We start from the raw sequence: 26,424 nt of genomic DNA, 5'->3' as shown, positions 1-26,424 counted from the left end.
CTGTTTTGGAGACATTCAAAACAGCATAGCTCTAAAACTCTATGGCAGTACTCTCCATGGTAGCCACCGTTTTGGAGACATTCAAAACAGCATAGCTCTAAAACATAGTGCAAGTGCATGAATATCTTAAATGGGTTTTGGAGACATTCAAAACAGCATAGCTCTAAAACGGTAGTAAAGTAATCAATCATTTTATGAACGTTTTGGAGACATTCAAAACAGCATAGCTCTAAAACATGCTACATTTTTCTGAAAGTTCCTTATGAGTTTTGGAGACATTCAAAACAGCATAGCTCTAAAACTGAGGGCACGCTTGTTGTAATGCCTGGAAAGTTTTGGAGACATTCAAAACAGCATAGCTCTAAAACGGTAGTAAAGTAATCAATCATTTTATGAACGTTTTGGAGACATTCAAAACAGCATAGCTCTAAAACATGCTACATTTTTCTGAAAGTTCCTTATGAGTTTTGGAGACATTCAAAACAGCATAGCTCTAAAACAATCGAAAGCCACCAATTCCTGAGAATAAAGTTTTGGAGACATTCAAAACAGCATAGCTCTAAAACAGTATAGTTCTTTTCTTAGAACTCACACTAGTTTTGGAGACATTCAAAACAGCATAGCTCTAAAACCTCGTAGAAAAAATTTTTTCCACTTAATTTCGTAATCGCACTACTCATCCTAGCAAGATTCTTGCTTTGAATGCCTCAAAATTATTTACTTAATTATTCAATTCTCAAGGATCACATATCTTCACTTACTATTATACCTTATCATCATGGTAAAGAAAATAATCTTCATCTAATATATATTGACTTTTCGTATCAACTTTTCTTGGTTCAATAAACAACACTTGAATATGCAATAAAGAGATATACTGCGTCATTTCTTCTAATTCTTCCTTCGTTAAAAATGAACAGACATTGACTAAAACCAGTAATTTCTTTTTAGAAAGAAATTTGGTTATCTGCATAATTTCCAGCAACTTCTCGAAAAATGTATCGCTTTTAGTTTCAATCTTGATCCCCAAAGCTTTAAATAGTTCCAAAATAGTTATTTCATCTTCCTCTAAATCTAGTTCATGCTCTAATAGTTCATATCCAATCAAATCGCTTATAGTCGAACTCAGCTTTTCAATCATTGTTTTGACTTCCGGTTTCTCATTCAATTGTTGCTCTAAATCAGTATAAATCAATTTCAAAACAGCCGGAGAATTTACATCATAGCCAAAAACATCCGTAACCAACAGTAATTCTGTACCTTTGAGCGCTTTTTGTTTTTCATCAAATAGTTTTAGTTCATTCCCTTGTTCGTACTGATACAACAATTTCGTTACATGAGCAAAGGCTTTCGGATTTTCAATTATAAAAAAGGCAGATTTATCTATTTCAATCGGTTGATCCAGTAAAGAAAAATTAAGCTTCATCGTAATTTTCTCCTAAGAAAATAATTCGTGTGTCAGTATTTCCAACACTTTTATCTTGTGCACCATTCAAATAAATCATTCGCGCAAATTGTTTTTCTGTCACATTAAGTAAAGTAATCAATCCTTTTTTGGGATTATTTTGCTTCAGTCGAGCAATCATTGCTTTACTGGCAGTACCGTTTAATAGTAATTTACTGTAGACAGAAAATTGATGCATAATAAACCCTTCACTTATTAAAAATTTACGGAATTTCCGATAAGCTCTACGTTCGTCTGCTGTTTCAACTGGCATATCAAACATTAACAATAATCTCATATATCTATAACTCATATCCTAAATTCAGGAACTTCCTTTCCTTCATCATTAAGAGCTTTAATGACTTTTTTAGTATATTCACTGGCAATATTTGTTAAATACATTTGTTTGTTGTTGTATGCATACGTATTGCTAAATAAATCAAACAGCGTTCGCTTGATAGCTGGAAATTCTTTTCCTTTACTCTCATAGACAATCTTATCTACCAAAGGTCGGAATGGTTCCATCAAATCACTAGCCAAATTAAAATCATTAAACTGGTTGGCATGTTTCAATCCGAATTGTGTCATGCAACCAGATTTTACAATTTCTCTAGCAAAAATACTCATCAATAGCGTATAACCATAGTTCAACCCTGCATTGATTGGATTGGATGATTCACGTGTAAAATCGTTACCAAATAATGTATTAAAATAGATTCGAGCAGAATGACCTTCTCGATTCGTCGGATCAAAAAATTTCTAATTTTTCATATAAACGATACAACGAGTCAGCTTTCTCTGCATATCCCTCTAAATTTAGAAGTTGCATTTGATTTAATATCTTCTGTGAAATTATTTCTGTCCATACCCCTGCTTTCTTATCACTCTCCCAAGCAATCTGTTTGGATAATTGCAAGCTGCTGTCATGGCGGCCATAAAATGGTAGTAATTTCCCAATAGGCAAGCGTTTATCATCACAGAAAAGTACTAGTATATTTTCATCAACTAGGCGTTTAATCAACATGGAGGTTAAAGTAATATCAGTCGTTTCTAATAATAAAACATCAATCTCGGAAAGATGGATCATTTCATGCTGCTGAAGAGATTTAAATATCAAATGATTATTTTTATACGACAGTTTGGAGTGCGTATTTACGATAACTGAACGCCAGCCCATCTAATCACCTAACTTTCGATGTGTTTCATATAATCCGGTGATTGATTGATAAATAATTACAGCATCTAATAATTCTTTCAAGCTTGTGTATCGTTTTCTAGGAATTGTTTCGCCAAAATATTTAAAATCTGCCGGTGCTCCCATTTTATTAAATTGTAATACATTAATAAACGAAGAGGCTAATTCAACTATTTCACCATCACAATTTTGTTCATACAACTTTTGAATTTTAACTAAATTAGCAGAAGCCCTTGTATATTTCTCAGAAAATTCACTGATAACCTTCAATAATTCATTGAATTCTCTACGATGTTCCTCCAAATAACGTTTACTTTTTCCTGAACTATCATTAACATGTTTGGCATGATACAATAATTCAATTAAATGCTTAGGCAACACCATTTGATTTCCTTTTTGTGCTTCTTTGGCACTTGATACCATACGCTTTCGCCCATTTTCTAACTCATATACAGTATATTTAGGTAATTTCGCTAATACTTGTGGGTTTTCAAACCCTTTATTAACTAAGTATGATATTTCATCTTGCTCAAATTTTTGACTCTCCATAATTGTCATTCCGATAATATCTTTTACACGTTTCTTTTTCTTTCCTTTTTCATAAGAAATAACCACTGAATAAGCAATTACCGGGCTGTCAAAGCCACCATATTTTGATGTATCCCATTGATTTTTTCTGGGAATCAGCTTATCTGAATTACTTTTTGGCAGAATTGATTCTTTTGAAAAGCCGCCTTTTTGAACTTCAGTCTTTTTCACAATATTCATTTGCTTGTATTGTAAAACACTCTTAACCTTACCTAAGTATTTACTATCCCAAACGATTTCTCCTTCATCATTCACACGTTTTTCTTCTTTAAACACACGCATAATATTACTATACAACTGTGCTTTAGCAGTTGCTTTATTCTCTTTAAAACTATTGAATTTTGGATATGTGCCATAAACAAATTCCGGCTCCAATTGCGGATATGCCTTTAATAAAGTAATCGCAACAACCCCATTTAAATAGGCATCATGGGCATGATGATAATCATTCACTTCACGTAGTTTATATAATTGAAATTCTCTTCTAAATTGTGAAGTTAACGCAGATTTCAAGGTAATAATTTTAGTTTTTCTTTCTTTAAGCTCTTGACCTTCCACAGCATTAAAACGGTAATCTAAAATTTGGGCTATATTTTTTGTAATTTGACGAGTTTCTACCAATTGGCGCTTGATAAATCCAGCTTTATCATCTTCTGTTAGACCACCACGCTTGGCTTTGGTTAGATTGTCAAGCTTTCTTTGACTGATTAGACCTGACTTATGCAAGCTTTCCCAAAATCTTTCCATTTTATTCACTACATCTTCACTAGGGACATTATCGGATTTCCCTCTGTTCACTGAAGAACTAACCAGTACCCGATTATCAATCGAATTATCTACGATAAAGCTTTGGGGAATAATGTGATCAATATCATAGCTCCATAATTTTTCCAGTGAAAGCTCTTCCCCAGTATACATATCTTTGCCGTTTTGAAGATAGTACAGGTACAAACGATCATTTTGCAATTCAGTGTTGTTAACGGGAGCTTTCTTAAGTAAACTACTGCCCAATTCTTGCATAGCAGTTTCCAAGCGCTTTAATCTCGGTTTTGAATTGTTAATCCCTTGAGCCGTGGATTGATTTTCTCTTGCCATTTCAACTACAATATTTTTAGGTTCATAACCCATAATTTCTACAATTTCATCGACAATTTTCAAACTCTGTAAAATACCTTTTTTTATTGCAGGGCTCCCTGCTAAATTATTAACAATGTCATGTAAGTTATTTGATTTCGTATCTACTTGTGCTTTTTTTATTTCTTCTTTAAAAGAAAGATTATCGTCATTAATCAACTGCATAAAGTTTCGATTGATATTCTTCTTTGGCCCATCATCATCCATTAGATAATCCAAAATTGTCTTTTGCGAATATCTATCATAAATACCTACAAGCAATTTTCCAGATAAACGTCCCCAGCCAGTGTAATGTCTACGTTCCAATTTCTTTAAAATAGTGTCATCTATCCGATCTGAAAAACGTTCCAATTGTTTTTTTATCATTTTACGATCTTCAAAAATGGTTAGAATCTTAATGATTTCTTCTAACATCTCACTATTTGCCGGATCATTCAGCACTTCTTTCGAAAACCCCATTTTATCTTTAAAATCATGATAGACGCCAAAACTGGCATTAAATGCTTTTTGTATTCCCCGAATTTCCTGGACGTCAATACCATATTCATTTTTCAAAAAAATTAGTAAGAGTTTTTGAGTAACCTTCCGATGTACTTTAAATAATTTTTCAAATATCTCCCGTTTTTCAACACTAGAAAAGTTTTGTTCACAGCCTCGTTCATCCAGATAGCTCACTTTTGTTAATTCATTAAAAACGCTATACTTTTGATATAACATACTATGTTTGGGTAAAACTTTTTCTTGTGGAAGATATAAATCATTATTGGTCATTCGTTCGATAAACCTTGTTGCAGATTGACTGTAATCTACCAATTGTTCAATATTCCAAGGCCGAATTTCTTCGTCTGAATTACGAACCAGCCACGCAAAATCACTATTCCCTTTTGCCAATGGTCCAACAAAATAGGGGATCCTGAACATTAGCAGCTGAATAATTTTTTCTTCATTCTCTGCCAAAAACGGATAATATTCAGCTTGCCGTTTCAGAATCGCTTTTAATTCACTCAAATGAATTTGATGTGGGATTACTCCATTATCAAAGGTTCGTTGTTTTCTTAAAAAATCCTCTTGTGAAATTTTCTCGATAAAATACTCTGCTCCATCATATTTATTTAGTACTTTATTCATAAAGCTGTAAAACTCATCTTGCGTTGTCTTTCCATCAATGTAACCAGCATAACCATTTTTTGCTGTATCTTTAAAAATCTCTGCATATTTTTCCGGCAACTGCTTTCTCACAAATTCCTTCAAATGTTTCAAATCTCTTTGATGTGCTTCGTAACGCTCGATCATACTTGTCGATAATTTAGCATGTGTCGCTGCATCTTTTGTTGTCAAAATTCCAGAAAGTTCGATAGCTTCATACGTATTTTTAGCAGCTTCAAACACATCTGCATATTCATCGCCAATTTGTGCCAACAAACGTTCGATTTCTTCTTCATATTCCTCTCTTGAAAATAAAATTTTAGCATCTTCTTCTAAAGAAAAATATTTTTTGAAATTCCCCGTATTTCCAACAATTATTCTAATAAACTGAGCAAATAAACCTGTAGACTTTTCCCCGTCAAAAACTTGCAGAACATGATCAAATTTTCTACTACGTGACACTTTTTCAGTAAGTAACGCTTCAACATTTTTAGTTTCCTCAACAGGATTAAGTAAGCTGTCATCTTCTTGTTTAGAAAATGCTCGATTATATTCTTGTAGAAAATTTTTAAATGCTGCTGAAACAGAAGAATTATTTGTATTCAATGACCCTTCAATTAAAAAATGACCTCGATATTTAATGATATGGGCCAACGCCAAATAAACCAATCTTAAGTCAGCTTTTTCATTTGAATCTGCTAATTCTTTACGTAAATGATAAATAGTTGGATAGTGGTCATTATACTGTTTCTCTTCTTCTATTGTGCCAAAAACGGGATAACGTTCTGCACGTTTATCTTCAGGTGTCAAAAAGCTATCTTCCAACCGATTGAAAAAATTAGTGTCCTTAGAAATTATTTCATCATAGAATATTTCTTGCAATGTTCTAATCCTATTTTTTCGACGCTCTAAACGACGACGAGTAGTTCGTTTTAAGCGTCGGTCAGCTGCCGTCTGCCCTTGTTCAAATAGACGTACACCCCAAAAATTCTTTTTAACCTTTCCTCTATCTGTATTTCCATTTATTTTCATTCTTCTTCTTACTAAATCATAATCTTCTGTTAAAACAGCCCAGCCGACACTTGCTGTTCCAATATCTAAACCAATTGTGTACCCTTTCCTCAATAAAAACACCGCTTTCTTTTTGATCTCATCTTTAGTTTACCAATTTTAGCTTGAAATTTCTATCATAAAAACAAAAAAACCTTGCTTTTTTTATTTCTATGGATTAAAATGATTTTGTTGGAGATATTCAAAACAACATAGCGAGTTAAAATAAGGCTTTGTCCGTAATCAACTTTTTAGTAGCGCTGTTTTCGGCGCTTTTTTTTTATTTTTCTCTTTATTCTGAGAAAACTAATTCATGAGTTCAGACATAGATAATCTTGCTATAATAAGCTTTTAATTTATGAAAACTTTATACTCTCTTAACTGCAGAAAAAGCAGGGATCAAAATCACTTTTGCGATTTTAATCCCTGCTTTTGATAAGATTTGAGATATAATTTCCGAGTCTTTTTTAGTGTATTTTTATTGTTGGATTATTGATTGCCTCTACAGCATTGTTGGCTAGTGCTAAATTGCTGTTATGTCATAATACCGTTGAGACGAGAAATATGCTGGAGTTGATATTAGAAAATAAACACTGCTGTTAAAGCTTTCTTTCGAAGCACTTTTTCTTTTCATCAGCTGCATTTTTAGTCCAATTCCACTTTTCCTGTATATAATTGATAGTATACACCTTTTTCAGCAAGCAGATCATCATGATTTCCTCGTTCAATAATACGTCCATGATCCATAACCATAATAATATCTGAATTCTGAATCGTTGATAATCTGTGGGCAATGACAAACACTGTACGTCCAGCCATCAGACGATCCATACCTGCCTGAACATGTTTTTCTGTTCTTGTGTCGATACTGGAAGTAGCTTCATCCATAATCATAACGGGCGGATCAGCGATTGCTGCACGGGCAATTGCCAACAGCTGGCGTTGTCCTTGAGACAAGCCTTCTCCGTCACCGGTTATGACTGTATCATATTTGTCCGGCAGGTTATTGATGAAGGCACCTGCATTTGCCAGCTGAGCAGCTGCAATTACATCCTCATCACTGGCATTTAAGTTTCCGTAGCGAATATTTTCACGAATCGTTCCTGTAAATAAATGAGTATCCTGCAGAACAACTCCTAAGGATCTTCTTAATGAATGCTTTCTGATTTTCTTTATATTAATACCATCATAACGAATTTTTCCTTCCTGAATATCATAAAAACGATTAATCAGATTGGTAATGGTTGTTTTTCCGGCACCTGTTGCCCCTACAAAGGCAATTTTCTGCCCCGGCTCCGCATATAGCTGAATATCTTTAAGAACAAGCTTATTATCAACATAGCCAAAGGATACATCCTCAAAACGGACATCTCCTGTTAACTCCGTATAAGTCACTGAACCATCTTCATGAGGGTGCTTCCACGCCCAGATACCTGTCCTCGTTTCACTTTCCACCAGCTGACCATTTTCTCTATTCACATTTACAAGTGTTACATACCCATCATCTACTTCAGGCTTTTCATCAATCAATTGGAAAATACGGTCTGCTCCTGCAAGTGCCATAATTACAAAGTTGATTTGCTGCGAAACCTGACTGATGGGCATATTCAGTGAACGACTCAGTTGCAGGAAAGAAGCCAGCATCCCAATAGTCAAACTGGAAACACCATACACAGAGAACAGCCCGCCGATAATCGCCAGCAATACATATTGAATATTCAACAGGTTCATCATTATCGGCATCAGACTGTTGGCATATTTATTTGCCTGTGTCGCACTTTCACGCAGCGACTCATTGATATCAGTAAATTCCTGAATAACTGCCGATTCATGATTGAAAATCTTAACAACCTTCTGACCATGCATCATTTCTTCGATATACCCATTTACTTTTCCTAAATCTTTTTGCTGTTTTCCGAAATGCTTACTGCTTTGTCCGGCAATCAGACGAATCGTAAAGATCATAATCCCAACAGAAACGATAACAATTAAGGTTAACGGAATACTGATTGAGAACATCGCAATAAAAACGCTGATAAAGCTGACTGCTGCAGCCAGCAGATTGGGAATACTCTGAGAAATCATCTGGCGAAGAGTATCTGTGTCATTGGTAAAATGACTCATAATATCCCCATCTGAATTAGAATCAAAGTAGCCAATCGGCAGAGTTTCCATGTGCGTAAACATCTGGTCGCGAATTTCTTTTTGCGTTCCTTCACTGATTCGCACCATAATCAGGTTATAAAGAAGATTGGAAATAATTCCTGTTGCATAAATGAAGCCCATCATTGTAATGGCTTTAAGCAAGCCTGAAAAATTGGGATTTGTCAGTCCCAGAAGCGGCGTTATATAATCATCAATAACTACTTGAAGAAACAGCGATCCGCGAACATTGGCATACGTGCTGAGTAAAATAAAAATCATTACCATGGTTAACTGAAACTTATATTTTTTAACCATATAAGAGAACAGTCGTCTCAATGTTTTTAAAGGATTTTGAGGCTCGTGAGCACCTTTTTTAGAGTCATTACGCATCATCTTCACCAAATCCTTTCTGTTGAGATTCATAAACTTCTTGGTAAATAGGATTTGTTGCCAACAGCTCATCATGTGTACCGATTGCGTTAATCCTCCCTTTATCCATAACAACAATTCTGTCAGAATCCTGAACAGAAGAAACTCTCTGACCGATAACAAAAGTCGTTGTACCTGGAATTTCCTGTCTCATGCCTTCACGAATCAATCGATCTGTTTTGGTATCAACAGCACTGGTTGAATCATCCATAATTAATATCTTCGGCTGCTTCAACAAGGCTCTGGCAATACACAAACGTTGTTTCTGTCCACCGGAAACATTATTTCCCCCTTGTGAAATCATCGTGTCGTATTTATCCGGAAACTCCTGAATAAAGCCATCTGCCTGAGCAATCTTACAAACTCTGATCAACTCTTCATCGGTTGCATCTTCATTTCCCCAGCGTAGATTTTCTTTAATTGTCCCTGTAAACAGAACGTTATTCTGCAGCACCATACTGACCTGATCCCTCAAGGTTTTCAAGTCGTATTCACGGACATCATGCCCACCGACTTCAACTATACCTTCTGTTGCATCATAAAGTCTCGGGATCAGCTGAACCATGGTCGATTTTGAACTTCCCGTCCCGCCGACAATTCCAATAACTTCTCCCGGTTTTATTGTCATATCTGCATGCTTCAGCGCTAATTTTTCAGGATCATTGGCATAGCTGAAACAAACATCTTTAAATGTGACACTGCCGTTTGGTACATCGAACAAAGGATGATCATTATTTTTAAGATCACTTTCCTCAGACAAAACCTCTGTTACCCGTTCTGCAGATGTGCGGGCAATAATCACCATAACAAAAACCATTGACAGCATATTTAAACTCATCAAAATCTGCATTGTATAGGTAAACATACTAATCAGCTCACCTGTTGTCAGTGTACCGCCGACAACAAATTTTGCTCCCAGCCATGAAATCAGCAGCATACATGTATACACAGCAAACTGCAGTACCGGATTGTTAAATGCTACAATACTTTGGGCTCTGGAAAAATTCTTGTAGATATCTTTTGAAACAGATTTAAATTTTTCATCTTCAAAATCTTCTCTGACATACGATTTAACCACACGAATTCCCTGAAGATTCTCTTGAACTACGTTATTCAGCCGATCATAGATACGGAACACTTTTTCAAAAATCGGATGAGCAAAATAAAAAACAATTGCCAAGCCGATAATTAAAAACGGAACAACAGCCAGATAGATAATGGATAAATCACCATTAATTTTGAATGCCATTGCAAGTGAAAAAATGAAAATCAACGGACTGCGCACCAGTAAACGAATAATCATTTGATACGCATTTTGAATGTTGGTTACATCGGTCGTCATTCTTGTGATCAAGCTTGACGTAGAAAATCTGTCAATATTGGAAAAAGAGAATTCCTGCACTTTCTTAAACAAATTATCCCGCAGGTTTTTGGCAAAACCAGCTGAAGCCACTGCTGCATAACGACCGGACATTGCACCGAAAAATAAGGCAATAATTGCGCAGATAAACAACAAAGCACCATACATCAAAATTGCTCCAGTGTCGCCCTTCTCTACCCCTCTGTCAATCATCATCGCCATAACTAAAGGAATAATAATGTCTAACGCCACTTCTCCAGTTACATAAATCGGAGTAATAATACTTTCTTTCTTATACTCACCTACATTAGCAAGTAATTTTTTGATCATGCATTTCGCCTACCTTCCTTACCTATCTCCATCTTCTTGCTGTTTTCAGACAGCTGATCAATTACTCTGAAAAACAATGCAAGCTCTTCTTCTGAAATGCCTTGAATCAGCTGTTTATCAAAGCCTTCCAGCTTACAAATGTTCTCTTTTACCTTGTGCTGCCCTGAAGGCGTCAAAAAAATCGCCTTCAGGCGATTGTCTTCGTCACAGCTCTTACGTCGGATTAATTCACGCTTTTCCATTCTTTGTAAAATCCCGCTTGCCGTAGAACGGCGGATATCAAATTCATGTTCAATGTCTTTTTGATAAACTGGTTCATTGCTGCTGTTTTTCCAGTGAATAAAATTCAATACTCTCATTTGAATTCCTGAAGAAGGCTCACCGTCTTCCTTCAAAAGCTCAGCAACTTTTCTGTTCAGCTCATTAGACAGTATCTTAATTCTCAGTGCAGTTTTTCTGCTCATAACTTTTCCTTCCCATAATTAGTTCGCTCCCTAACTATTTTACGATAGATTATAGGAAAACGTCAAGAGAAATTGCTGAAAAAAAAACAAGAAAATCAACATCAAACAAAACAAGCCTTTATACTACTCTTGGTAACTTATCTGAAACTAATATAAAGGACCTGTACATGGATACCTATCATTCAAAAACCTCTTTTCAGAAATGGTTTTCTTCTATTTCTTTAAGCAAACAGTTATTTTAATAGGTAAAGTTTCGAACACCCCAGTCTGGAATCCTACTTCACATGACCTTCTGTTATTTAGATTTACTTCATCAATACCCAGAACAAGTAGTACTCACACAAATCGACAGACTGATTAATAAAGCCGAAACCACCTATATCACAGATTACGGGTATTTCAACTATGTGCGGTCCAATCAAATGTATCCCGACGTGTATTTCTTTGTAAGCCGACTCAAGAAGGATATGTTAGTCAGCATTCTTGAGCATCTAGAGACATCTGTTTCCAAGCAGGAAAATTATTAGATTCTCAGAGCGATCAACACGTCAGCTTAGAATATGGGAAAACGTATAAGATATCTTGTTTTCGCTTAATCACCCTTGAGACAAAAGGCAAGAAACTACTTCGATGTGCCTACCTATGAACTTCCAGATATGTATCAAGCCTGTTGGTAAATTGAGTGGTTTTTCAAGTACTTGAAACAGGATCTAACCATCAAAAAACTATCCGCGTGAAGTTAAGAAAGAGCACTCAATCAAGTTTTACTCACCTCGATAGTGGTACTTCTCACGTATGTGATAAAGATTGAAGGCTGAATATTTCACATTCATCAGATTGTCGGTTCACATACCAGCCTACTAGATGTTCCTACATCAGTAGAAGAGCCTTGTATCTACTTTGAAAAGCATTGGCTGCTGCATTGGGGCAATCTATCGAAAAATTAAACTATCTTGCCGTGAACATTCTTATCAAAATCAGAGAATTTATAATGGTCTCGGCTTTACAGTCTGCTTTTTTGCGATCAATCCGGTGAACATATCAATAACTTTCTTAATTATAATTATTAGCGTGACTATCTATAGCGGAATTACCAGCTCCCCCTCTATTATTCTAAAACAAGGCAGTTCAACTGTTCTGGCATTTTTAAATGTTCTATTGTTAATTAATTTACAAAATAGTTAAACTCAAAACAGCTAAACAGTGGAAATTAAGTCAATTTTCCAACCTGTTCAGCTGCCTTCTCTTTATGTCTTTTACTCTCCGATAAAATGGAGATAACAGATTCTGTCTCTTACCCGATTTTGATCAAAATCGATAAAATAGACAGAACCAACAACACCAGTCATTAATTTTTCTTCTTTCACAACAAGAGTTTCACTTGCGCCAAAAATAGAAGCACGAATATGGGCATCTCCATTCAATAAAACGGCCGAATCAGACGGATGATCCTTATGATTCAAGCTAAGCAGAAAATCTAAATGCTTTTGCCCCGGATACCGATAATTCATATTTTCTGACAGCTCTCTTGGTACAATTCGGTCTAGGACATGATTTAAGTCCGCCTGCAAAAATTCATCTCCATTATAATCCAAATCATGGACGAATTCTTCAAAAATCACAGAACAGGTTGTATGCTGTGACTGTACGGTACAAATCCCATTTTTCACTCCATTTTCATCCAAAAATTTTTTGATCTCTTCAGTAATATTGTGATAGGTTACTCGGCGTCCGTTTGACCGCAAAATCAACTCTTTCTCTGCTATTTTCATGTGGATGTTCCTCTCTTGTATTCTCCGACTTCCCGAATCATCTGACTCAAAACCGCTTCAGGATTATCCGCGCAGACAATCCCGCTGGTTCCTCCAGTTCCATCTGCTCCTGAAAGAAGTGCCTGTCTAACATCTTCAACTGTACTGATTCCAGCTGCCTGCAGTACATATACTTCTTTCGAAATCTCTTTTATCGCCTGCTTTGTCTGCTCCATATATGTCCGATCACTAGTCTGTCCCGTTCCAATTAATTCTGTCGGCTCACAGACTATGACTGTCGGTTCCAGTAAAGCAGCAGCTTTTCCCTCTTCCAGAGAATCTGCACAGACAATTGTCTTTATCCCTACCTGTTTTGCTCGTTCAATTGTCTTTTTCAATTCATTATAAGTAATTGGGTACTCCGCATGATTTAGAAACGTTGCCTGAACTCCTATTTTTGCAAGTGCTTCCGGTAAAATGTATCCCATCCCCGGCCCCTGCTCCAAATAATCCATGTGTTGAACAGTAATGATAAGATTCTTCGTCTGCAAAGCAATTCGATAAGCATCTGCATGTTGAACTGTGAAAAAAATATCCACATCATACTTTTCAGCTAAACAATCTGCTGTAATCGCTAATTTCAAAGAAGAATCTCCATAAAGATAAGCTTTGGGATTCACACAAAAAAATGGTGTCCTTAACCGACTCATTTCTGTTCCTCCTATTCCTTAGCTGCAAAAATTTGGTAACAATGTCTCAACACCTCGGCCATACCATTCTCAGCAGAACGTTTTAATTCAAAATAATCATTTGGATTTTCTGTTTGAATTTTTTCCATTGCTCCAGTTACAAGGTCTGTAAAAATATTAATTTTTACTATTCCTTCTATCGCACACCGATGCAAATTTTCATCTCCTGAAGAAGAGCCGCCATGAAGAACCAAAGGGATATTTGTTCTATTCTTGATTTCATGAAGACAATCAAAGTTAATTTGAGGAACTCCTTTGTAAAAGCCGTGAGCTGTTCCAATAGATACCGCTAGTGAATCCACATTAGTTTCAGCAGCAAAGACCGCAACCTTTTTGGGGTCTGTATAGATTGAATCACTCTGGGAATGATTTTCATAATTTTCACCAGAACCAACATGTCCTAATTCGGCTTCAACCACTACGCCTCTTGGTTGTGCATACTCGATAACTCTCTTCGTTCTTCGAATATTTTCTTCAAAAGCCTCTTGTGAAGCATCTATCATTACGGAAGTAAAACCTAAATCAATCGCTTTTTTGATAATCGCCTCATCTGTGCCATGATCCAGATGAAGAACTATGGGAACAAAAGATTCAGCAGCCAGATACTTACCTATTAAAGCTGCTTCTTCCAACGACAACAAGTCCATGTGTGCCTGAGCAAATGCCAGTATCAATGGTCGATTCATTAATTCAGCAACTGAAATAAATGTTTTGGCTGAAGAAAAATCAAAGAAGTTTGGCGCAGGAACTGCATAGTATTTTGCTTTTGCATCAGCAAATATTTCTCTTGAAGTAACTAACATTTATCTTCCATCCTTTCTGTAAAAGTTGTACCAAAAGCTGTCTGTATTACATCATTTATTCAGTTTAAGAGGATGCAATGACTCTTCAGCACATTCTCTTCTGTATATCTTCTTTTATTTAAAACTGAGACCCCCTACATCAGACTCTGATACAGTCCAATGATTTCTTCTACTGAGGTATCTCTTGGATTGCCTGGTGTGCAGACATCCTTAAATGCATCCTCGGCAATCTTCTGCAGGTCTTCGGCCTTCACACCCAGCTCTGAGATAGTCGCCGGAATGCCTACATCCCGGCTTAAACGATCAATTGCTTCACAGGCGGCATCCCTTGCCTCTTCAATCATCATCGTTTCTGCGCCCTCAATTTTTAAAGCCTCAGCGATTTCACGGTATTTTTCGCCGGTAAATGCTTTGTTGTACTTCATGACCGTCGGCAGTAATGAAGCACAGGCAACGCCGTGCGGAATATTATACCAAGCGCTCAACGGATGCGCCATTCCATGAACCAGTCCCAATCCGACATTGGAAAAACCCATTCCCGCAATATATTGCCCCAGTGCCAATGCTTCTCTTCCGGTTTCATCACCATTTACGGAAGCTCTCAATGATCGACCAATAATCTCAATTGCTTTCAGGTGCAGCATATCCGTCATTTCCCATGCGCCCTTGGTAATAAAGCCTTCAATTGCATGGGTCATGGCATCCATGCCGGTTGCCGCAGCCAGACTCTTCGGCATCCCCATCATCATATCACTGTCCACAAATGCCGCAATAGGAATGTCGTGCGGATCTACGCAGACAAACTTGCGCTGATTTTCTTCATCAGTAATAACATAGTTGATCGTTACCTCTGCTGCAGTGCCTGAAGTGGTCGGCACCGCCAGAATCGGCAGACAGGGCTGCTTCGTATCTGCAACACCTTCCAGACTTCGGACATCTGCAAACTCAGGATTTGTCACGATAATTCCAATGGCTTTGGCTGTATCAATCGGCGACCCGCCGCCGATAGCGATAATACAGTCAGCTCCCGCTTCTTTAACAGCCACCACCCCGTCCTTCACATTCTGGATCGTCGGATTCGGAACGATGCCATCATGAACGGTATAGTTTATTCCCGCCTTGTCCAGTAAATCTGTAACTTTTGTCGCTACACCAAATTGAATCAGCTCCTTGTCGGTAATCACGATTGCTTTCTTAAAATTCCGTTTTTTAAATTCTGCCGGAACTTCCTCAATTGCTCCTTTACCAAAATAGGATGTTTCGTTTAAAATCATTCGATTAACCATGTTTACACTCCTTGTATACTATATTTAGGGTTTTAATCTTCCAATTGTTGAAGAAGAACCCTCTGAACCTTTGTTATCTTTCTATTGGTATTTCCTCATTCATTTGAGAAAATATACTTAATGGATTGAGAGGTTGGATCGTCCCCTCCTTGAATCCTTAAAACTCGTACTTGAAAGACTGATCCCTCTGATTACGAATGAGTTAGATGTTGCAGGTGTTCTGCCTGACTCTATATCTAGAACAAGGTAGTGACACTTTTCAGTTGAGTGGCAATCAATCCAAATTCTTGGAAAAGGGTGGTTCTTATGTTTTATCTTGGTATTGATATTGGTAAACATACCCATGCCGTATCAGTAATGAATGCAGAGGGAAAAATTCTCCTTAAAGGGTTCTCTTTTCCAAACTCGATGGAGGGCGCTTGTAGCTTAACGAAACAATTAGAAGCTTTCTTTTCTTCACCTAATGATTTTCTCGTTGGAATGGAAGCTACCAGACATTACTGGTTGGCACTCTTTTCCTTTCTCAACGAACAAGACTATTTTGTTCACGTCATTAATCCAATCCAAACAGATGGCTGGCAAAAAGGTACTGAAATCCGCAAACGTAAAAATGACATTATTGATTCGGTCTTGATCGCTGATTTGATTCACTACGGTTCGTTTAACAACACTTCTCTAGCAGATGAAACGATGTTTTCTTTACGTCAGCTTACTCACTATCGCTCCTATCTGATTAGAACAGCGGGTTATTTCAAACGAAAAATTATCGCTGTCTTGAATCAAGTGTTACCTGAATACGAGACTACCTTTTCAAAAGTTGGCATTTTTAGAAAAGCGTCTAAAACCGTGCTTTCTAAATTTTCTTCTCCTGATGAATTCAATCAAGTTTCAGTCGAAACACTAGCTGAAACCTTGAGGTAGGCTAGTCGCAATCGCGTTGGGATAATCAAAACAGAAGCACTAAGAGATGCAGCTTCTCATTCTTTTGGTATTCGTTTTGCACAAAACGCTTTTTCGTTTCAGCTGCGCTCAATGATTGATTAACTAAATTTTTTAGAAGAACAGATCAACCAAACAGAAAATGAGATCAAACAATTGATGATGTCTTTACATTCTGTCGTTGAAACGATTCCTAGTATTGGACGGATCACTGGGGCGACGATACTAAGTAAGATTGGGGGTATCCATAAATTTTCCAATCCCCAAAAATTGGTTGCCTACGCTGGTATCGATGCCTCCGTTACTCAATCTGGACAGTACGAAGCTACCCACACTGTGATGAGCAAACATGGTTCTCCTTACCTGTGAAAGGCGTTGTTTCAGGCTGCTTTGATTGCTTCACAACATGATCCCACGCTTAAAGCCTTTTATGATAAGAAGTGAGCAGAGGGGAGACACCATCTGACTGCGATTGGTTCAGTCTCTAGAAAACTGTGTTACATCCCCCATGCGATATTAACGAAAAACGAACCTTACAAAATCCGTCAGTAATGAAAATTTGATCCTTCTAATATTTATTTGGTATGCATAAAAATTGTTATTTGATTCCAGATGGATTTTATTTATTTGTACTTGACTTTATATAGTTAGTCTTTCTACATTAAAAAAAATCCTTGTTTGGAACCACACCAAACTGTTTGGCAAGAGCCTGGAAATTTTCATCTGTAATCCTTTGTTTGACACCCCCCTGTGCACAAACATACGTATACACTTCTGCCGCTTTCTCTGCAGTTTCAATCAACCCAAATGTTTCATCCATTGTTTTTCCTGCGCCATATATACCATGGAACGGCCACAAAACAATTCGAAACACCTTCATCATTTCAGCAGTTGCCTCCCCAATCTCATTTGTTCCCGGAGTCAGCCAAGGCAGTATCCCCACTCCTTCGGGGAATACAACCAGACACTCTGTACACATTTCCCACAAAGTTCTTGTAAATACTTTAGGAGTTAAGTCATGCGTAAAGCTCATTGCCAATAAATGTGTCGCATGACAATGCATCACAACCCTGTTTTCTGAATCAACTTCAAGTCGCGCAATATGACTCATAAAATGGGCTGGCAGTTCACTGGTTGGAACGCCGCCGCCTTTATATCCCCAAAGGAGGTCCACACTTTCACCGTCCCCTGCAACACGGATAATTCCCAAGTTTGTCTCAGGATCAGCAGCAACATTCTTGAAAAATTTTCCTGAACCTGTGACAAGAAAATACTTGCCAATCAACTCTTCTCCATTAAAGATCATCGGAATATTCCGTAATACCTTCGCTGCATCCACATATTGCAGCACTTCATTTTCCTCAAGAAGATAACTAATATTCCCACCATTTCGTTCATCCCAGCCCAGCCTATACAAATTGCTGGTAATATCTATCATTTCCTTAACTGCCTGATAATTCAATACATCCTTCATCCGAATTCCTCCTGAATTATTTCTTTTGATTTGATGCTGCTCGTTATCGTTAATTTTTGATTACTTTACTCTTTATTTTTCGTTCATCCATGGCTTGATCAATACTTTATTTGCCTGACCGCTCTTCATTAACTGAATGGCATCAAACAATTCTTCCAGCATCATGATCTTAGAAATATACTTCGATGCATCAATCCGTCCAGAAATAATCATATCGAATGATTCTTTGACTTGTATTGTATTCGATCCATAATGCCCATATACCCAAATACTGTTATAGTGCAGGTAGTTGGTGTCAATATCTGTCAGTTGTCCCTTGGGAACACCGCCAAAGAAGACCAGAGTTCCATTTGCTCTCACCATATAAACTGCATCTGTCTGTGCTTTCGTAGATGGATTAGCTGAAATAACCACATCTGCTCCTTCACCGTTTGTCAATCGCTTTACTTCTTCAAGTGCGTTAACTTTCAAACTGTTTATTGCATGATCTACTCCAAATTCTTTTGATTCTTCCAGCCGCTGATCATTAATCTCAACCATAATCACCTGATTGGCACCACGTATTTTTGCCAGTTCTGCCTGCAGACAACCAATTGGTCCTGCACCGACAATAACCACTGTCTGACCAATACGAACATTGACATTATCCAGACAGGCATAAACAGAAGACAACGGTTCTGCCATCACTGCCGTTTCAAATGCAGCATTTGCAGGAATTTTATATATATTTGGTCCGTTAACACCCCATGATGGGACTGCCATGTATTGTGCAAATCCCCCTTGAATACGATCGTAAGCTTTCAAATTCTTACAGCTGTGACTGTTTCCTGCCCGGCAATATTCACATTTCAGACAGGGAACTGCCGGATAAACATACAATCGGTCACCGACTTCAAACTTTGTACATTCTGCACCAACTTCTGCAACTGTCCCAACCACTTCATGTCCATAGATATGTGGATAGTCCCCTTTTCTTGAATCTGTGGTCAGGTTTCGAATATCTGATCCACATAACCCGATGACTTCAACTTTCAGTAATAATCCCTGTGCATCATACTCAGGCTTCTTTATCTCTTCAATACGAATATCATTCGCTCCATACATTAATGCTGCTTTCATTTGCTCGTTCACTCCTACTATTTTTTATTAGAACATCATACCGATTTTTTCAAACACCCAATAAATAATCCATGTGTACCATTGGGAACCAACTGCCAAAGACGTAACTTCTTTAGTACCTTCTGGCAACTGGTATCCCACCTGAACCGCTAATTGTGTTATAATAGGAGCGGCATAGCTGGAGCAATAAAGAATGATCGTGGTGAAAACTACACCTGATATCAGACCTCTGAACAGGTTTCCTTTTGACGGAAGGATAGCGAATATCATAAAGTATGGTAAAGCAGTTAAATCTGCAAGAGGCAATACTTTATTTCCTGGCAGAATGAATGCTAACACCAGTGCAAACGGGATCATTAATAATCCTGTTGTTAAAACGTAAGGGTGACCTATTCCCAGGGCAGAGTCCAATCCAATATAAAGCTCTCGTCCTGGGAAACGTTTTTGCATCCACTCCTGTGCTGATTCAGAAATCAGTGTCAGTCCGTCCATCAGCAGTGCCACCATTTTCGGCATCAACACCAGGCTTGCTGCAATGGTTACAGCTGTTTGAAAAATGATATCCAATGGCATGCGGGCAACCGCAGCCAACAGCCCTCCAACGAACAAGCCCATCAGCATCGGCTCTCCAAAAATCCCCAGACGATTCTGCACTTTTTCAGGTGTCCATGAAATATTTTTGATTCCCGGAATTCTGTCCAACAGCCAATTCAGCGGATATCCGATAAATGCCCAACCGCTTGATTGAATCTGTGGAAATGAGATTCCTTCCAATCCAAGAACTTCATCCAAATCTTTTTGTGTCCAATCTGCAACTTTGAAAATAATGGCCATATTAACAACGGCACTTAGCAGAGCAATCACCATATTTCCTGTTGCCAAGTACAGCGCACTGGCAATAACCATAGGATGCCAGAAATTCCAAATATCCACATCCATGGTCTTTGTCCATTTTAGCGCAATCATAACAGCATTCGTGGCAATAATTGTAATGAATACAAAAGGAACAACCTCTGTTCCCCATGCCAGAGATGAACCCACACCCCAGCCGATGTCAGTCGCCGTGAGTTTGAAATTGTACTGCTCAACAAGAGCCTGTGTCACCGGACTGATAGCATTCATCATCAGTGTGGCAATCACATTCAAGCCTACAAAACCAATTCCAACTGTCAGTCCTGATTTAAATGAAGCCGAAAACTTATTACCAAAAATCAGTCCCAGTATTGTAATAATCAGCGGCATCATTACACTGACACCTAAGTTGATGATGTACTGAAAAAAATCAAAAATTACTGTCATTTTTTCTCCTCCTTACTTCTTAAAAATCAACTTTTCAAAATTGAAATAATTTCGTCAATCGTTTCCTGTTTTTTGATCCCCGTCAAAAACGAACGTCCCATAACAATCGGAACATCTTTCACATCTGTAGTAATCTGCGCCGAACTAACAATCAAATCCGGTTTCAATGTTGCTACTTTTGAACTGATTTGCTGTACTGTACATTGATCCAAAGTGTAGGGAATGCCATTATTGTCCAGTGCTTCTTTGACTTTTTTCGCAATCACAGTTGAAGTGGCAATTCCCGACCCACAACATACATAAATTCTTTTTTTCTGCATCTTATTATTCCTCCGATTCTATTTTATTTTCCTATAAACAGGATTGATGCCTTAGACCATGCCCATTTCTTCTACCAATAAAGAAAAACGTTCCCGCTCAGACAGTTTCTTCTTTTTTGAATTGTAAAAGAGCATTTTTTCCTGTCCTGACATTTTAGCTGCCGGTTTCACCCACCACTCATTTTGTGTCGGGACAAGGATATACTTTGGCAGCTGCTGTCGCTGCACAAGCCAATTTTCAAAATACTGATCTGCTGTCATCTTTTCGTACGCACTTTTTTCTAAAAAGGCTTTCATTTTTCCAGGAAGATATTCTACCCAAATATATTTGGCATATAAAACAATTCCTCCATAGACAGCGAAGATTATCAAAAAAAGCAGCAGATTATTTTGAATCAGTTCAACAAAAAAGCGACCCGGTTCGCCTAAATTAAAGCTCAGCATTCGATCAATAATTGGTGCCAACATCGTGTTCCCTCCTCTATTGATTTGCTGAAAACTGCCGAATACACTGAATAATTCCGGCGGCATCTTTTGCATGTCTCAGCTTATCCATATTTCTTTCATCTTGAATCAGTTCAACCAGCACTTGAAGCATCTCTAACTGGTCTTCTGCTTTCTTTAATGCGAGCATAAAAAGCACTTCAACCTGAACCTGCTCATCCTCACTGCCCATTTGGATAAACGGAACCTGATGCTTCAGCACAACAATTGCGATAGCCGATTCATTAACATGTATGCTGTCTGCATGCGGAATCGCAACACCGATATGTTCTGTCTCCAGTCCTGTCGGGAATATTTTTTCTCGTTCAATCACTGCCTGCTTATAAGTTGATTTTGTTTTCCCCTGCTGCTCAAGTAAATCAGCCGTTTCTTCCAATAAAAGCAACTGATCCTTCTGAGTTGTGAACAGAACCAGTTCCTCTTCTACTAGGTTTTCGACATCCATCCATCTTTCACTCCGCTTCCTGAATAACTAATTGATATAACTCTTTTTCATTTGCCGCCTGTTTCATTTTTTCAAGCCGCTGTTGATTTTCAGCCAAATTCATAATTTCATAAAGCATTTCTATATGCTGCTCTTTATCTACTGGGGCAATGACAAATAGGAAATGAATCGTATCTTCCTCAGAAAAGGAGACTCCTTCACGAACAAAAAGAACAGATACTCCCAGCATCTGTACACCGTATTCCGGCAACGCATGGGGAATCGCAATTTCTTCACCTAATACAATATATGGAGCATTAAAATCATGATTGTGAATCATTTGATATACATAATTTTCGTTGATATAATCTTCGCCAATCAGAGGGTGACTAGCTAGATTAATTGCTTCCTGATAATTCAATACCTTATTGACAATCTGAACCTGATTCGCCTGAAGAAGGTCCCTTAAGCTTTTCCCCGAAGCAGCGTGTTCTTCATAGTTCACTTCATAAAGGAGCTGTGTCAATTCTTCCTCCAACTGCTCCAACTGCTCAATCGTTGAATATTTTTTTATAATTGACAGTATGTTATTTACTGAGACAGCCTTTGTTGGTTTTGTCGAGATTACTGACAAATCATTTAAAACTTCCACTCTCAAAATTTCCAGCTCACGCTGTGTCATCATTGGTTTGACTAAATATACTGGAAGCTTGCCGTCAATAGGAACAGTTGAAAAAATAATCTCAACATCATCTGGAAGTTTATTAAAGTCCCTTAGCGATTGTGGCGGAACAAATTGGAACTCGGGAAATATTTTTTGCAAAAAAGTGTGTAATGTTTGAGAAATCAGAATACCGCTCTTGCAAATAACAACTGCCTTTTTTTTAGGTGTAGCATCACTTTTTTCCGACAAGCCACTCAAAACAAAAATAGAAATGAATTCGAATTCTTCATCCGGAATTACCTCTCCAATAAACTGCTGCAGAGGCTGAAACGTTTCATAGACAATCCCTTTTAATGCCGTCTGGTATTCATTAAAATGAAAATTTTCCACACTCATTTTTAGATTCAAATGATATTTGATTCGATAATATGCCGGCTTCAAATGCAGTACCAGACGCTGTTTCAATTCTCTTTTGTTATTTAAAGTCACACAGGCTCTGCGCTCAAATTGATACAAACAGTTTTCAACAACATCAAATAGTTCTTTTGAGAGCTTTTCTGTCAGCAGATCCCCAGAAAATACATTTGTAGTCAATAATTGAAGGGTAATAAATAACTTTTCCTGATCAGGAATCCCGGTCCAGTTATCAAAAATTTTACTGGCTGCCATAAACTCCTTTGTATCTGAAAGCATATTGTTACGAATATGAAATGATTCCTGAATAATATGTCCCAGTTCAATTCTTTTAGCCATCAGTGCGAGTACATAAGGAAGATGTTCGATTCGATCATCCGTAAATTTTACATTCAGCAGCTGTTCCGCATTTTCCAAAATGTCATGATATTTTAAAAACGTCGATTCAGAAATATCAATATACTTCTTCAAAAAATGTTCTCCATTATACATCCGTTTGACAGTCATTACTGTTCGAATAATCTGCTTTCTAATATCCCACTCTGTTCCAATCAGCACATACCCTTCATTTCTGTTATAGGAAATTTGAATATTTTCAGGCAGCAGCTCCCTCAAATAATTGATTGTCCGCATTACTGTATTTTTACTGATATTCAGATCAATCATAAAATGGTCTAGCGAAAGATACCCCTGCTTGGAAAAAATCATCAGCAGAATCAGATTTGACCGCTCATCCTCTGACAATACGTAATCCTCGATTACTGTTTCATTTTTAGCTGTTTCGTCTTTATCCATTAAGTTCAGCAGATTTTTCGGTACTTGGAAATGCCCAGTACGAAGCCGTTTAATTTCAGGATAACGATTTTCTTTACACCAATCGTTAATTTTATTAATTGTATAGGTCAGCTGATTTCTGCTTAATGAAAAGCTTGTCATGAGTTCGCGATTGTCCGTGTTAGAATGATAAACAAGGTATTGAACAATATTTTTACTGCGTTTATCTAAATACATATTTCCCCCGCCTTTCTTTAGTAGGTAACTCCCCATAGATTACCCTAACCCCCTCAAATCCTTTTGATACACGGATTTACAACCTGTTCTCATTTTCTCCCTTGCAACGATTCAATTATATTATCTTAGGTGGCGACGTGAGCATTTTACAATGAACAGCATGGAGCTGTAATAATAGCCCCAAAGCGATTCTTTACTGCGCCTTTTATTGATGGACAGAGGTTCTTTGTTAAGTGCATCGGTTATTCAATCGGTCATTTTTTCATGGATTCTTTTGAGTTACCCTTCAGTCTTATCTCATAGTATCATCCAGAGGATTTCTTGAACTTAATTCCAGTATAAAGGAACGTATCAAAAAAAAGAACGCGCTTTCATAACCAAAAGTCAGCAAGCTAATAAATGAAATGATGATTATTCATTTTAATATCCCATTTCACTAGATTCATCCTGCATTTTCAACTCAATATTTCTCCAGACTGTGATGCTGTTACTCTTCCTTATAATTGTTTTGCAGAATAGAAAATAGACTGGGAACAGTTTCCCAGTCTAAAGTATATCGCAGCGAGTAATTTTACAATTCGGCTCTTTATTTGATGACTTAATTCAGATCAATCTGCTTTTTTACAGATATTCTATCAGAGCTTTAATTTGCAGCCCACCAAGCTGATCCTGTTTAAGAGAGTTGAATCCACAGACGGTTTCTCAAATTTATCCCCTACTCTTTTTCAGTCAGCTTTATTTCTTTGACCTCAATGATAATAGTTGAATTGCCTTCATTCAAAAATACTCCTATACTGGAAATCCACGTTTGTTTCGTTAAAGCTTCATATGTCACCTTGATTTTCTCCAATTAATTGTTTCTTTCGATTCAAAGCATTCAACAGCATCCGCTGAAATTCAAATGTGGTACAGTCATTCAGTATATTCCAAGTTTCAGATAAATGATTCGTTCAACTTTAGCAGATCCTTTTTTATAGACTCAAATCAACGTATCAGACTGGCTTCTGAGCTGTATAACCATATGATAGATCACTCATAGCTTCAACTTTTCCTTTTGAATTATTATAGTTAAAATATAAACTATGCTATTCGATTATCTAATGACTAGAATCCGCTCCTATCATACGTTTCCGTGCATTAACTGCTGTCATCTAAACAAAAAAAGAGAGGTGTGATTGCGGCTCAATCATCCCTCTCTTTCTTTTGTTTCTTCACTATGAGAATGGTCAGTCACCGCTTGCTTTTATCAGTCAACTTTTGTCCATTCATCTATAGTTTTACCCGAGCTGTCCTTCATTTCAAGCCAGCCATTCGTTCCGCCATAATATAAAAACAGACCAGCTTCATTCACACTCTTTAAGACAACATCCTCCGTCGTTTTAAAATCCTTGATGGCTTCCTTGTGATCATCCCGCAATTTATCGCCAAATTTCATATCCATCCCAATAGATCCGTCTTTATTCAGTCTGCCTTCAGGCTTTAAAATGGCTCCGGCCTTAATCACCATTTCATTTCTTTTTTGCCAGAGAACAGTTGCTTTGCTTTCTCGTGAATCGACATAAAATTCGATTTGGCTGACTGCTTTGGTCCAACGGTGACTGGCTTTTGCAGGCTTCGCCTTTTTAACCTGCAAACTATAACCAAATTTTTCAAGTATCAGCAATACTTCATTTTTATATTCCGTCACTGCCTTTTTCTGATTAGCAGGCACCTTTACTTCTTCAGTCACCGGATCAACCAGCTTCAGCTTATTTTCTTTTGCTTCCGTAAGAAACAGCTGTTCCAGGTATAGCGGCTCAATTTCCCATGGCGGTGTAATGACAATTATTTTATTAAAATTAGAACTATCCAATGTATATGATTCACTTACTTTGCCAATGTAGTTTACTTTATTATCCTTTAAAAGAAAATAGACCGCTGGATGTGCCAAATTAATTGACTTATCTTCAGCATCTATGATGTTGATTTCTCCTTCGCGATCCTCAAATTGAATATTTATTTTCTTCTCATTAATCTTTACCTTCAAATTAACTTCCATAGCCAACTCCCCTTTTTTCATCAGTCTAAAGACAACAAATCTGCCAAACTTTTCAGTCATATCCTAAACTCTTTGTCTTTAAAAAGTATATAGTAACACAGCTGGAAGTACAAGGCAAAAGCTTTTGACAGTAAAAAAGAGAATATTCTCTGTCAAAAGATTCTGTCGATTTTTGAGATTATCGAAAAATCAACAACACTAAAGAAGCTCATTTTTTATGACATGGCCACATCTTTTGAATGCAGCAACTAACTTATCTATTCGTAATTTTTCTTCCGGATCAAGGGTACTCGCCCGATTTTTTGAAACCTGCAAAACATCAGAATACTGTTCTCTGAAGTTTT

The 26,424-nt window shown here is 37.4% G+C and carries 18 protein-coding genes, 2 pseudogenes and 1 CRISPR repeat array (1 of these 21 cut by a window edge); of the genes and pseudogenes, 1 reads left to right on the top strand and 19 read right to left on the bottom strand.

The window, feature by feature from the left end:
- A CRISPR array of direct repeats spans window positions 1–632; the repeat unit is 36 nt; unit sequence GTTTTGGAGACATTCAAAACAGCATAGCTCTAAAAC; it reaches 130 nt to the left of the window's first position.
- Between the two features lie 131 nt (window positions 633–763).
- The 11 genes and pseudogenes from csn2 to fucO form a co-directional block, all read right to left on the bottom strand.
- On the bottom strand, window positions 764–1,426 hold the full coding sequence (gene csn2 / locus LI954_RS00570; RefSeq protein WP_229443201.1) for a type II-A CRISPR-associated protein Csn2: 663 nt from the start codon (window positions 1,424–1,426) through the stop codon (window positions 764–766).
- Window positions 1,416–1,757 carry a CRISPR-associated endonuclease Cas2 gene (gene cas2, locus LI954_RS00565; RefSeq protein ID WP_202067004.1) on the bottom strand — a complete coding sequence of 114 codons (342 nt, stop codon included), beginning with the start codon at window positions 1,755–1,757 and terminating at the stop codon, window positions 1,416–1,418. The genes csn2 and cas2 overlap by 11 nt, the downstream gene beginning before the upstream one ends.
- Window positions 1,754–2,621: pseudogene (cas1, locus tag LI954_RS00560) on the bottom strand (type II CRISPR-associated endonuclease Cas1). Before cas1 ends, cas2 begins: the two are co-directional and overlap by 4 nt.
- A complete protein-coding gene (gene cas9, locus LI954_RS00555) occupies window positions 2,622–6,632 on the bottom strand; it encodes a type II CRISPR RNA-guided endonuclease Cas9 (RefSeq protein ID WP_229443200.1) in 4,011 nt (1,336 codons plus the stop codon). It abuts the pseudogene before it with no gap.
- A gap of 570 nt (window positions 6,633–7,202) precedes the next feature.
- Window positions 7,203–9,092, bottom strand: coding sequence for an ABC transporter ATP-binding protein (locus LI954_RS00550; RefSeq protein ID WP_229443469.1), 1,890 nt, complete (start codon window positions 9,090–9,092; stop codon window positions 7,203–7,205).
- The gene (locus LI954_RS00545; protein WP_202067007.1) at window positions 9,085–10,821 is read right to left on the bottom strand and encodes an ABC transporter ATP-binding protein; all 1,737 of its coding nucleotides are present in this window, start codon (window positions 10,819–10,821) and stop codon (window positions 9,085–9,087) included. Before LI954_RS00545 ends, LI954_RS00550 begins: the two co-directional genes overlap by 8 nt.
- Complete coding sequence (locus LI954_RS00540; RefSeq protein WP_202067008.1) at window positions 10,818–11,285, bottom strand: MarR family winged helix-turn-helix transcriptional regulator; 468 nt, start codon at window positions 11,283–11,285, stop codon at window positions 10,818–10,820. The genes LI954_RS00545 and LI954_RS00540 overlap by 4 nt, the downstream gene beginning before the upstream one ends.
- Before the next feature lie 1,256 nt (window positions 11,286–12,541).
- The gene (locus LI954_RS00535; protein WP_229443199.1) at window positions 12,542–13,057 is read right to left on the bottom strand and encodes a YjbQ family protein; all 516 of its coding nucleotides are present in this window, start codon (window positions 13,055–13,057) and stop codon (window positions 12,542–12,544) included.
- On the bottom strand, window positions 13,054–13,746 hold the full coding sequence (locus LI954_RS00530) for a triose-phosphate isomerase (protein ID WP_202067010.1): 693 nt from the start codon (window positions 13,744–13,746) through the stop codon (window positions 13,054–13,056). The genes LI954_RS00535 and LI954_RS00530 overlap by 4 nt, the downstream gene beginning before the upstream one ends.
- 11 nt (window positions 13,747–13,757) lie before the next feature.
- The gene (locus tag LI954_RS00525; protein WP_202067011.1) at window positions 13,758–14,588 is read right to left on the bottom strand and encodes a class II fructose-bisphosphate aldolase; all 831 of its coding nucleotides are present in this window, start codon (window positions 14,586–14,588) and stop codon (window positions 13,758–13,760) included.
- A 134-nt stretch (window positions 14,589–14,722) separates the two neighbouring features.
- Complete coding sequence (gene fucO, locus LI954_RS00520) at window positions 14,723–15,874, bottom strand: lactaldehyde reductase (protein ID WP_229443198.1); 1,152 nt, start codon at window positions 15,872–15,874, stop codon at window positions 14,723–14,725.
- A gap of 306 nt (window positions 15,875–16,180) precedes the next feature.
- Between fucO and LI954_RS00515 the strand changes: the two are divergent.
- Window positions 16,181–17,365: pseudogene (locus LI954_RS00515) on the top strand (IS110 family transposase).
- 109 nt (window positions 17,366–17,474) lie between these two features.
- Here the strand turns inward: LI954_RS00515 and rhaD are convergent.
- From rhaD to LI954_RS00475, 8 genes are all read right to left on the bottom strand, one after another.
- Complete coding sequence (gene rhaD / locus LI954_RS00510) at window positions 17,475–18,287, bottom strand: rhamnulose-1-phosphate aldolase (protein ID WP_229443197.1); 813 nt, start codon at window positions 18,285–18,287, stop codon at window positions 17,475–17,477.
- Window positions 18,288–18,359: 72 nt separating this feature from the next.
- Window positions 18,360–19,406, bottom strand: coding sequence for a zinc-binding dehydrogenase (locus LI954_RS00505; RefSeq protein WP_202067014.1), 1,047 nt, complete (start codon window positions 19,404–19,406; stop codon window positions 18,360–18,362).
- A 27-nt stretch (window positions 19,407–19,433) separates the two neighbouring features.
- Window positions 19,434–20,705 carry a PTS galactitol transporter subunit IIC gene (locus LI954_RS00500; RefSeq protein ID WP_202067015.1) on the bottom strand — a complete coding sequence of 424 codons (1,272 nt, stop codon included), beginning with the start codon at window positions 20,703–20,705 and terminating at the stop codon, window positions 19,434–19,436.
- A 26-nt stretch (window positions 20,706–20,731) separates the two neighbouring features.
- A complete protein-coding gene (locus tag LI954_RS00495) occupies window positions 20,732–21,025 on the bottom strand; it encodes a PTS sugar transporter subunit IIB (protein ID WP_202067016.1) in 294 nt (97 codons plus the stop codon).
- Window positions 21,026–21,076: 51 nt separating this feature from the next.
- A complete protein-coding gene (locus tag LI954_RS00490) occupies window positions 21,077–21,493 on the bottom strand; it encodes a hypothetical protein (protein WP_202067017.1) in 417 nt (138 codons plus the stop codon).
- Window positions 21,494–21,506: 13 nt separating this feature from the next.
- Window positions 21,507–21,974 carry a PTS sugar transporter subunit IIA gene (locus LI954_RS00485; RefSeq protein WP_202067018.1) on the bottom strand — a complete coding sequence of 156 codons (468 nt, stop codon included), beginning with the start codon at window positions 21,972–21,974 and terminating at the stop codon, window positions 21,507–21,509.
- 7 nt (window positions 21,975–21,981) lie between these two features.
- Window positions 21,982–24,042, bottom strand: coding sequence for a BglG family transcription antiterminator (locus LI954_RS00480; protein WP_202067019.1), 2,061 nt, complete (start codon window positions 24,040–24,042; stop codon window positions 21,982–21,984).
- Window positions 24,043–25,288: 1,246 nt separating this feature from the next.
- Window positions 25,289–26,140, bottom strand: coding sequence for a DUF4357 domain-containing protein (locus LI954_RS00475; RefSeq protein ID WP_229442086.1), 852 nt, complete (start codon window positions 26,138–26,140; stop codon window positions 25,289–25,291).
- Between the last annotated feature and the right edge of the window lie 284 nt (window positions 26,141–26,424).

Origin of the sequence: Enterococcus sp. CWB-B31 (genome assembly GCF_020567645.1) — a bacterium.
Classification (GTDB): Bacteria; Bacillota; Bacilli; order Lactobacillales; family Enterococcaceae; genus Enterococcus_L.
The sequence above is the reverse complement of the archived record's forward strand: the minus strand, read 5'-3'. Positions and strand labels throughout refer to the sequence as shown.

Excerpts from the sequence above, each read along its gene's own strand:
- csn2 (WP_229443201.1), bottom strand. The coding sequence starts at position 1,426 with ATGAAGCTTAATTTTTCTTTACTGGATCAACCGATTGAAATAGATAAA.
- cas2 (WP_202067004.1), bottom strand. The coding sequence starts at position 1,757 with ATGAGTTATAGATATATGAGATTATTGTTAATGTTTGATATGCCAGTT.
- LI954_RS00550 (WP_229443469.1), bottom strand. The coding sequence starts at position 9,092 with ATGCGTAATGACTCTAAAAAAGGTGCTCACGAGCCTCAAAATCCTTTA.
- LI954_RS00545 (WP_202067007.1), bottom strand. The coding sequence starts at position 10,821 with ATGATCAAAAAATTACTTGCTAATGTAGGTGAGTATAAGAAAGAAAGT.
- LI954_RS00540 (WP_202067008.1), bottom strand. The coding sequence starts at position 11,285 with ATGAGCAGAAAAACTGCACTGAGAATTAAGATACTGTCTAATGAGCTG.
- LI954_RS00535 (WP_229443199.1), bottom strand. The coding sequence starts at position 13,057 with ATGAAAATAGCAGAGAAAGAGTTGATTTTGCGGTCAAACGGACGCCGA.
- LI954_RS00530 (WP_202067010.1), bottom strand. The coding sequence starts at position 13,746 with ATGAGTCGGTTAAGGACACCATTTTTTTGTGTGAATCCCAAAGCTTAT.
- LI954_RS00525 (WP_202067011.1), bottom strand. The coding sequence starts at position 14,588 with ATGTTAGTTACTTCAAGAGAAATATTTGCTGATGCAAAAGCAAAATAC.
- fucO (WP_229443198.1), bottom strand. The coding sequence starts at position 15,874 with ATGGTTAATCGAATGATTTTAAACGAAACATCCTATTTTGGTAAAGGA.
- rhaD (WP_229443197.1), bottom strand. The coding sequence starts at position 18,287 with ATGAAGGATGTATTGAATTATCAGGCAGTTAAGGAAATGATAGATATT.
- LI954_RS00505 (WP_202067014.1), bottom strand. The coding sequence starts at position 19,406 with ATGAAAGCAGCATTAATGTATGGAGCGAATGATATTCGTATTGAAGAG.
- LI954_RS00500 (WP_202067015.1), bottom strand. The coding sequence starts at position 20,705 with ATGACAGTAATTTTTGATTTTTTTCAGTACATCATCAACTTAGGTGTC.
- LI954_RS00495 (WP_202067016.1), bottom strand. The coding sequence starts at position 21,025 with ATGCAGAAAAAAAGAATTTATGTATGTTGTGGGTCGGGAATTGCCACT.
- LI954_RS00490 (WP_202067017.1), bottom strand. The coding sequence starts at position 21,493 with ATGTTGGCACCAATTATTGATCGAATGCTGAGCTTTAATTTAGGCGAA.
- LI954_RS00485 (WP_202067018.1), bottom strand. The coding sequence starts at position 21,974 with ATGGATGTCGAAAACCTAGTAGAAGAGGAACTGGTTCTGTTCACAACT.
- LI954_RS00480 (WP_202067019.1), bottom strand. The coding sequence starts at position 24,042 with ATGTATTTAGATAAACGCAGTAAAAATATTGTTCAATACCTTGTTTAT.
- LI954_RS00475 (WP_229442086.1), bottom strand. The coding sequence starts at position 26,140 with ATGACTGAAAAGTTTGGCAGATTTGTTGTCTTTAGACTGATGAAAAAA.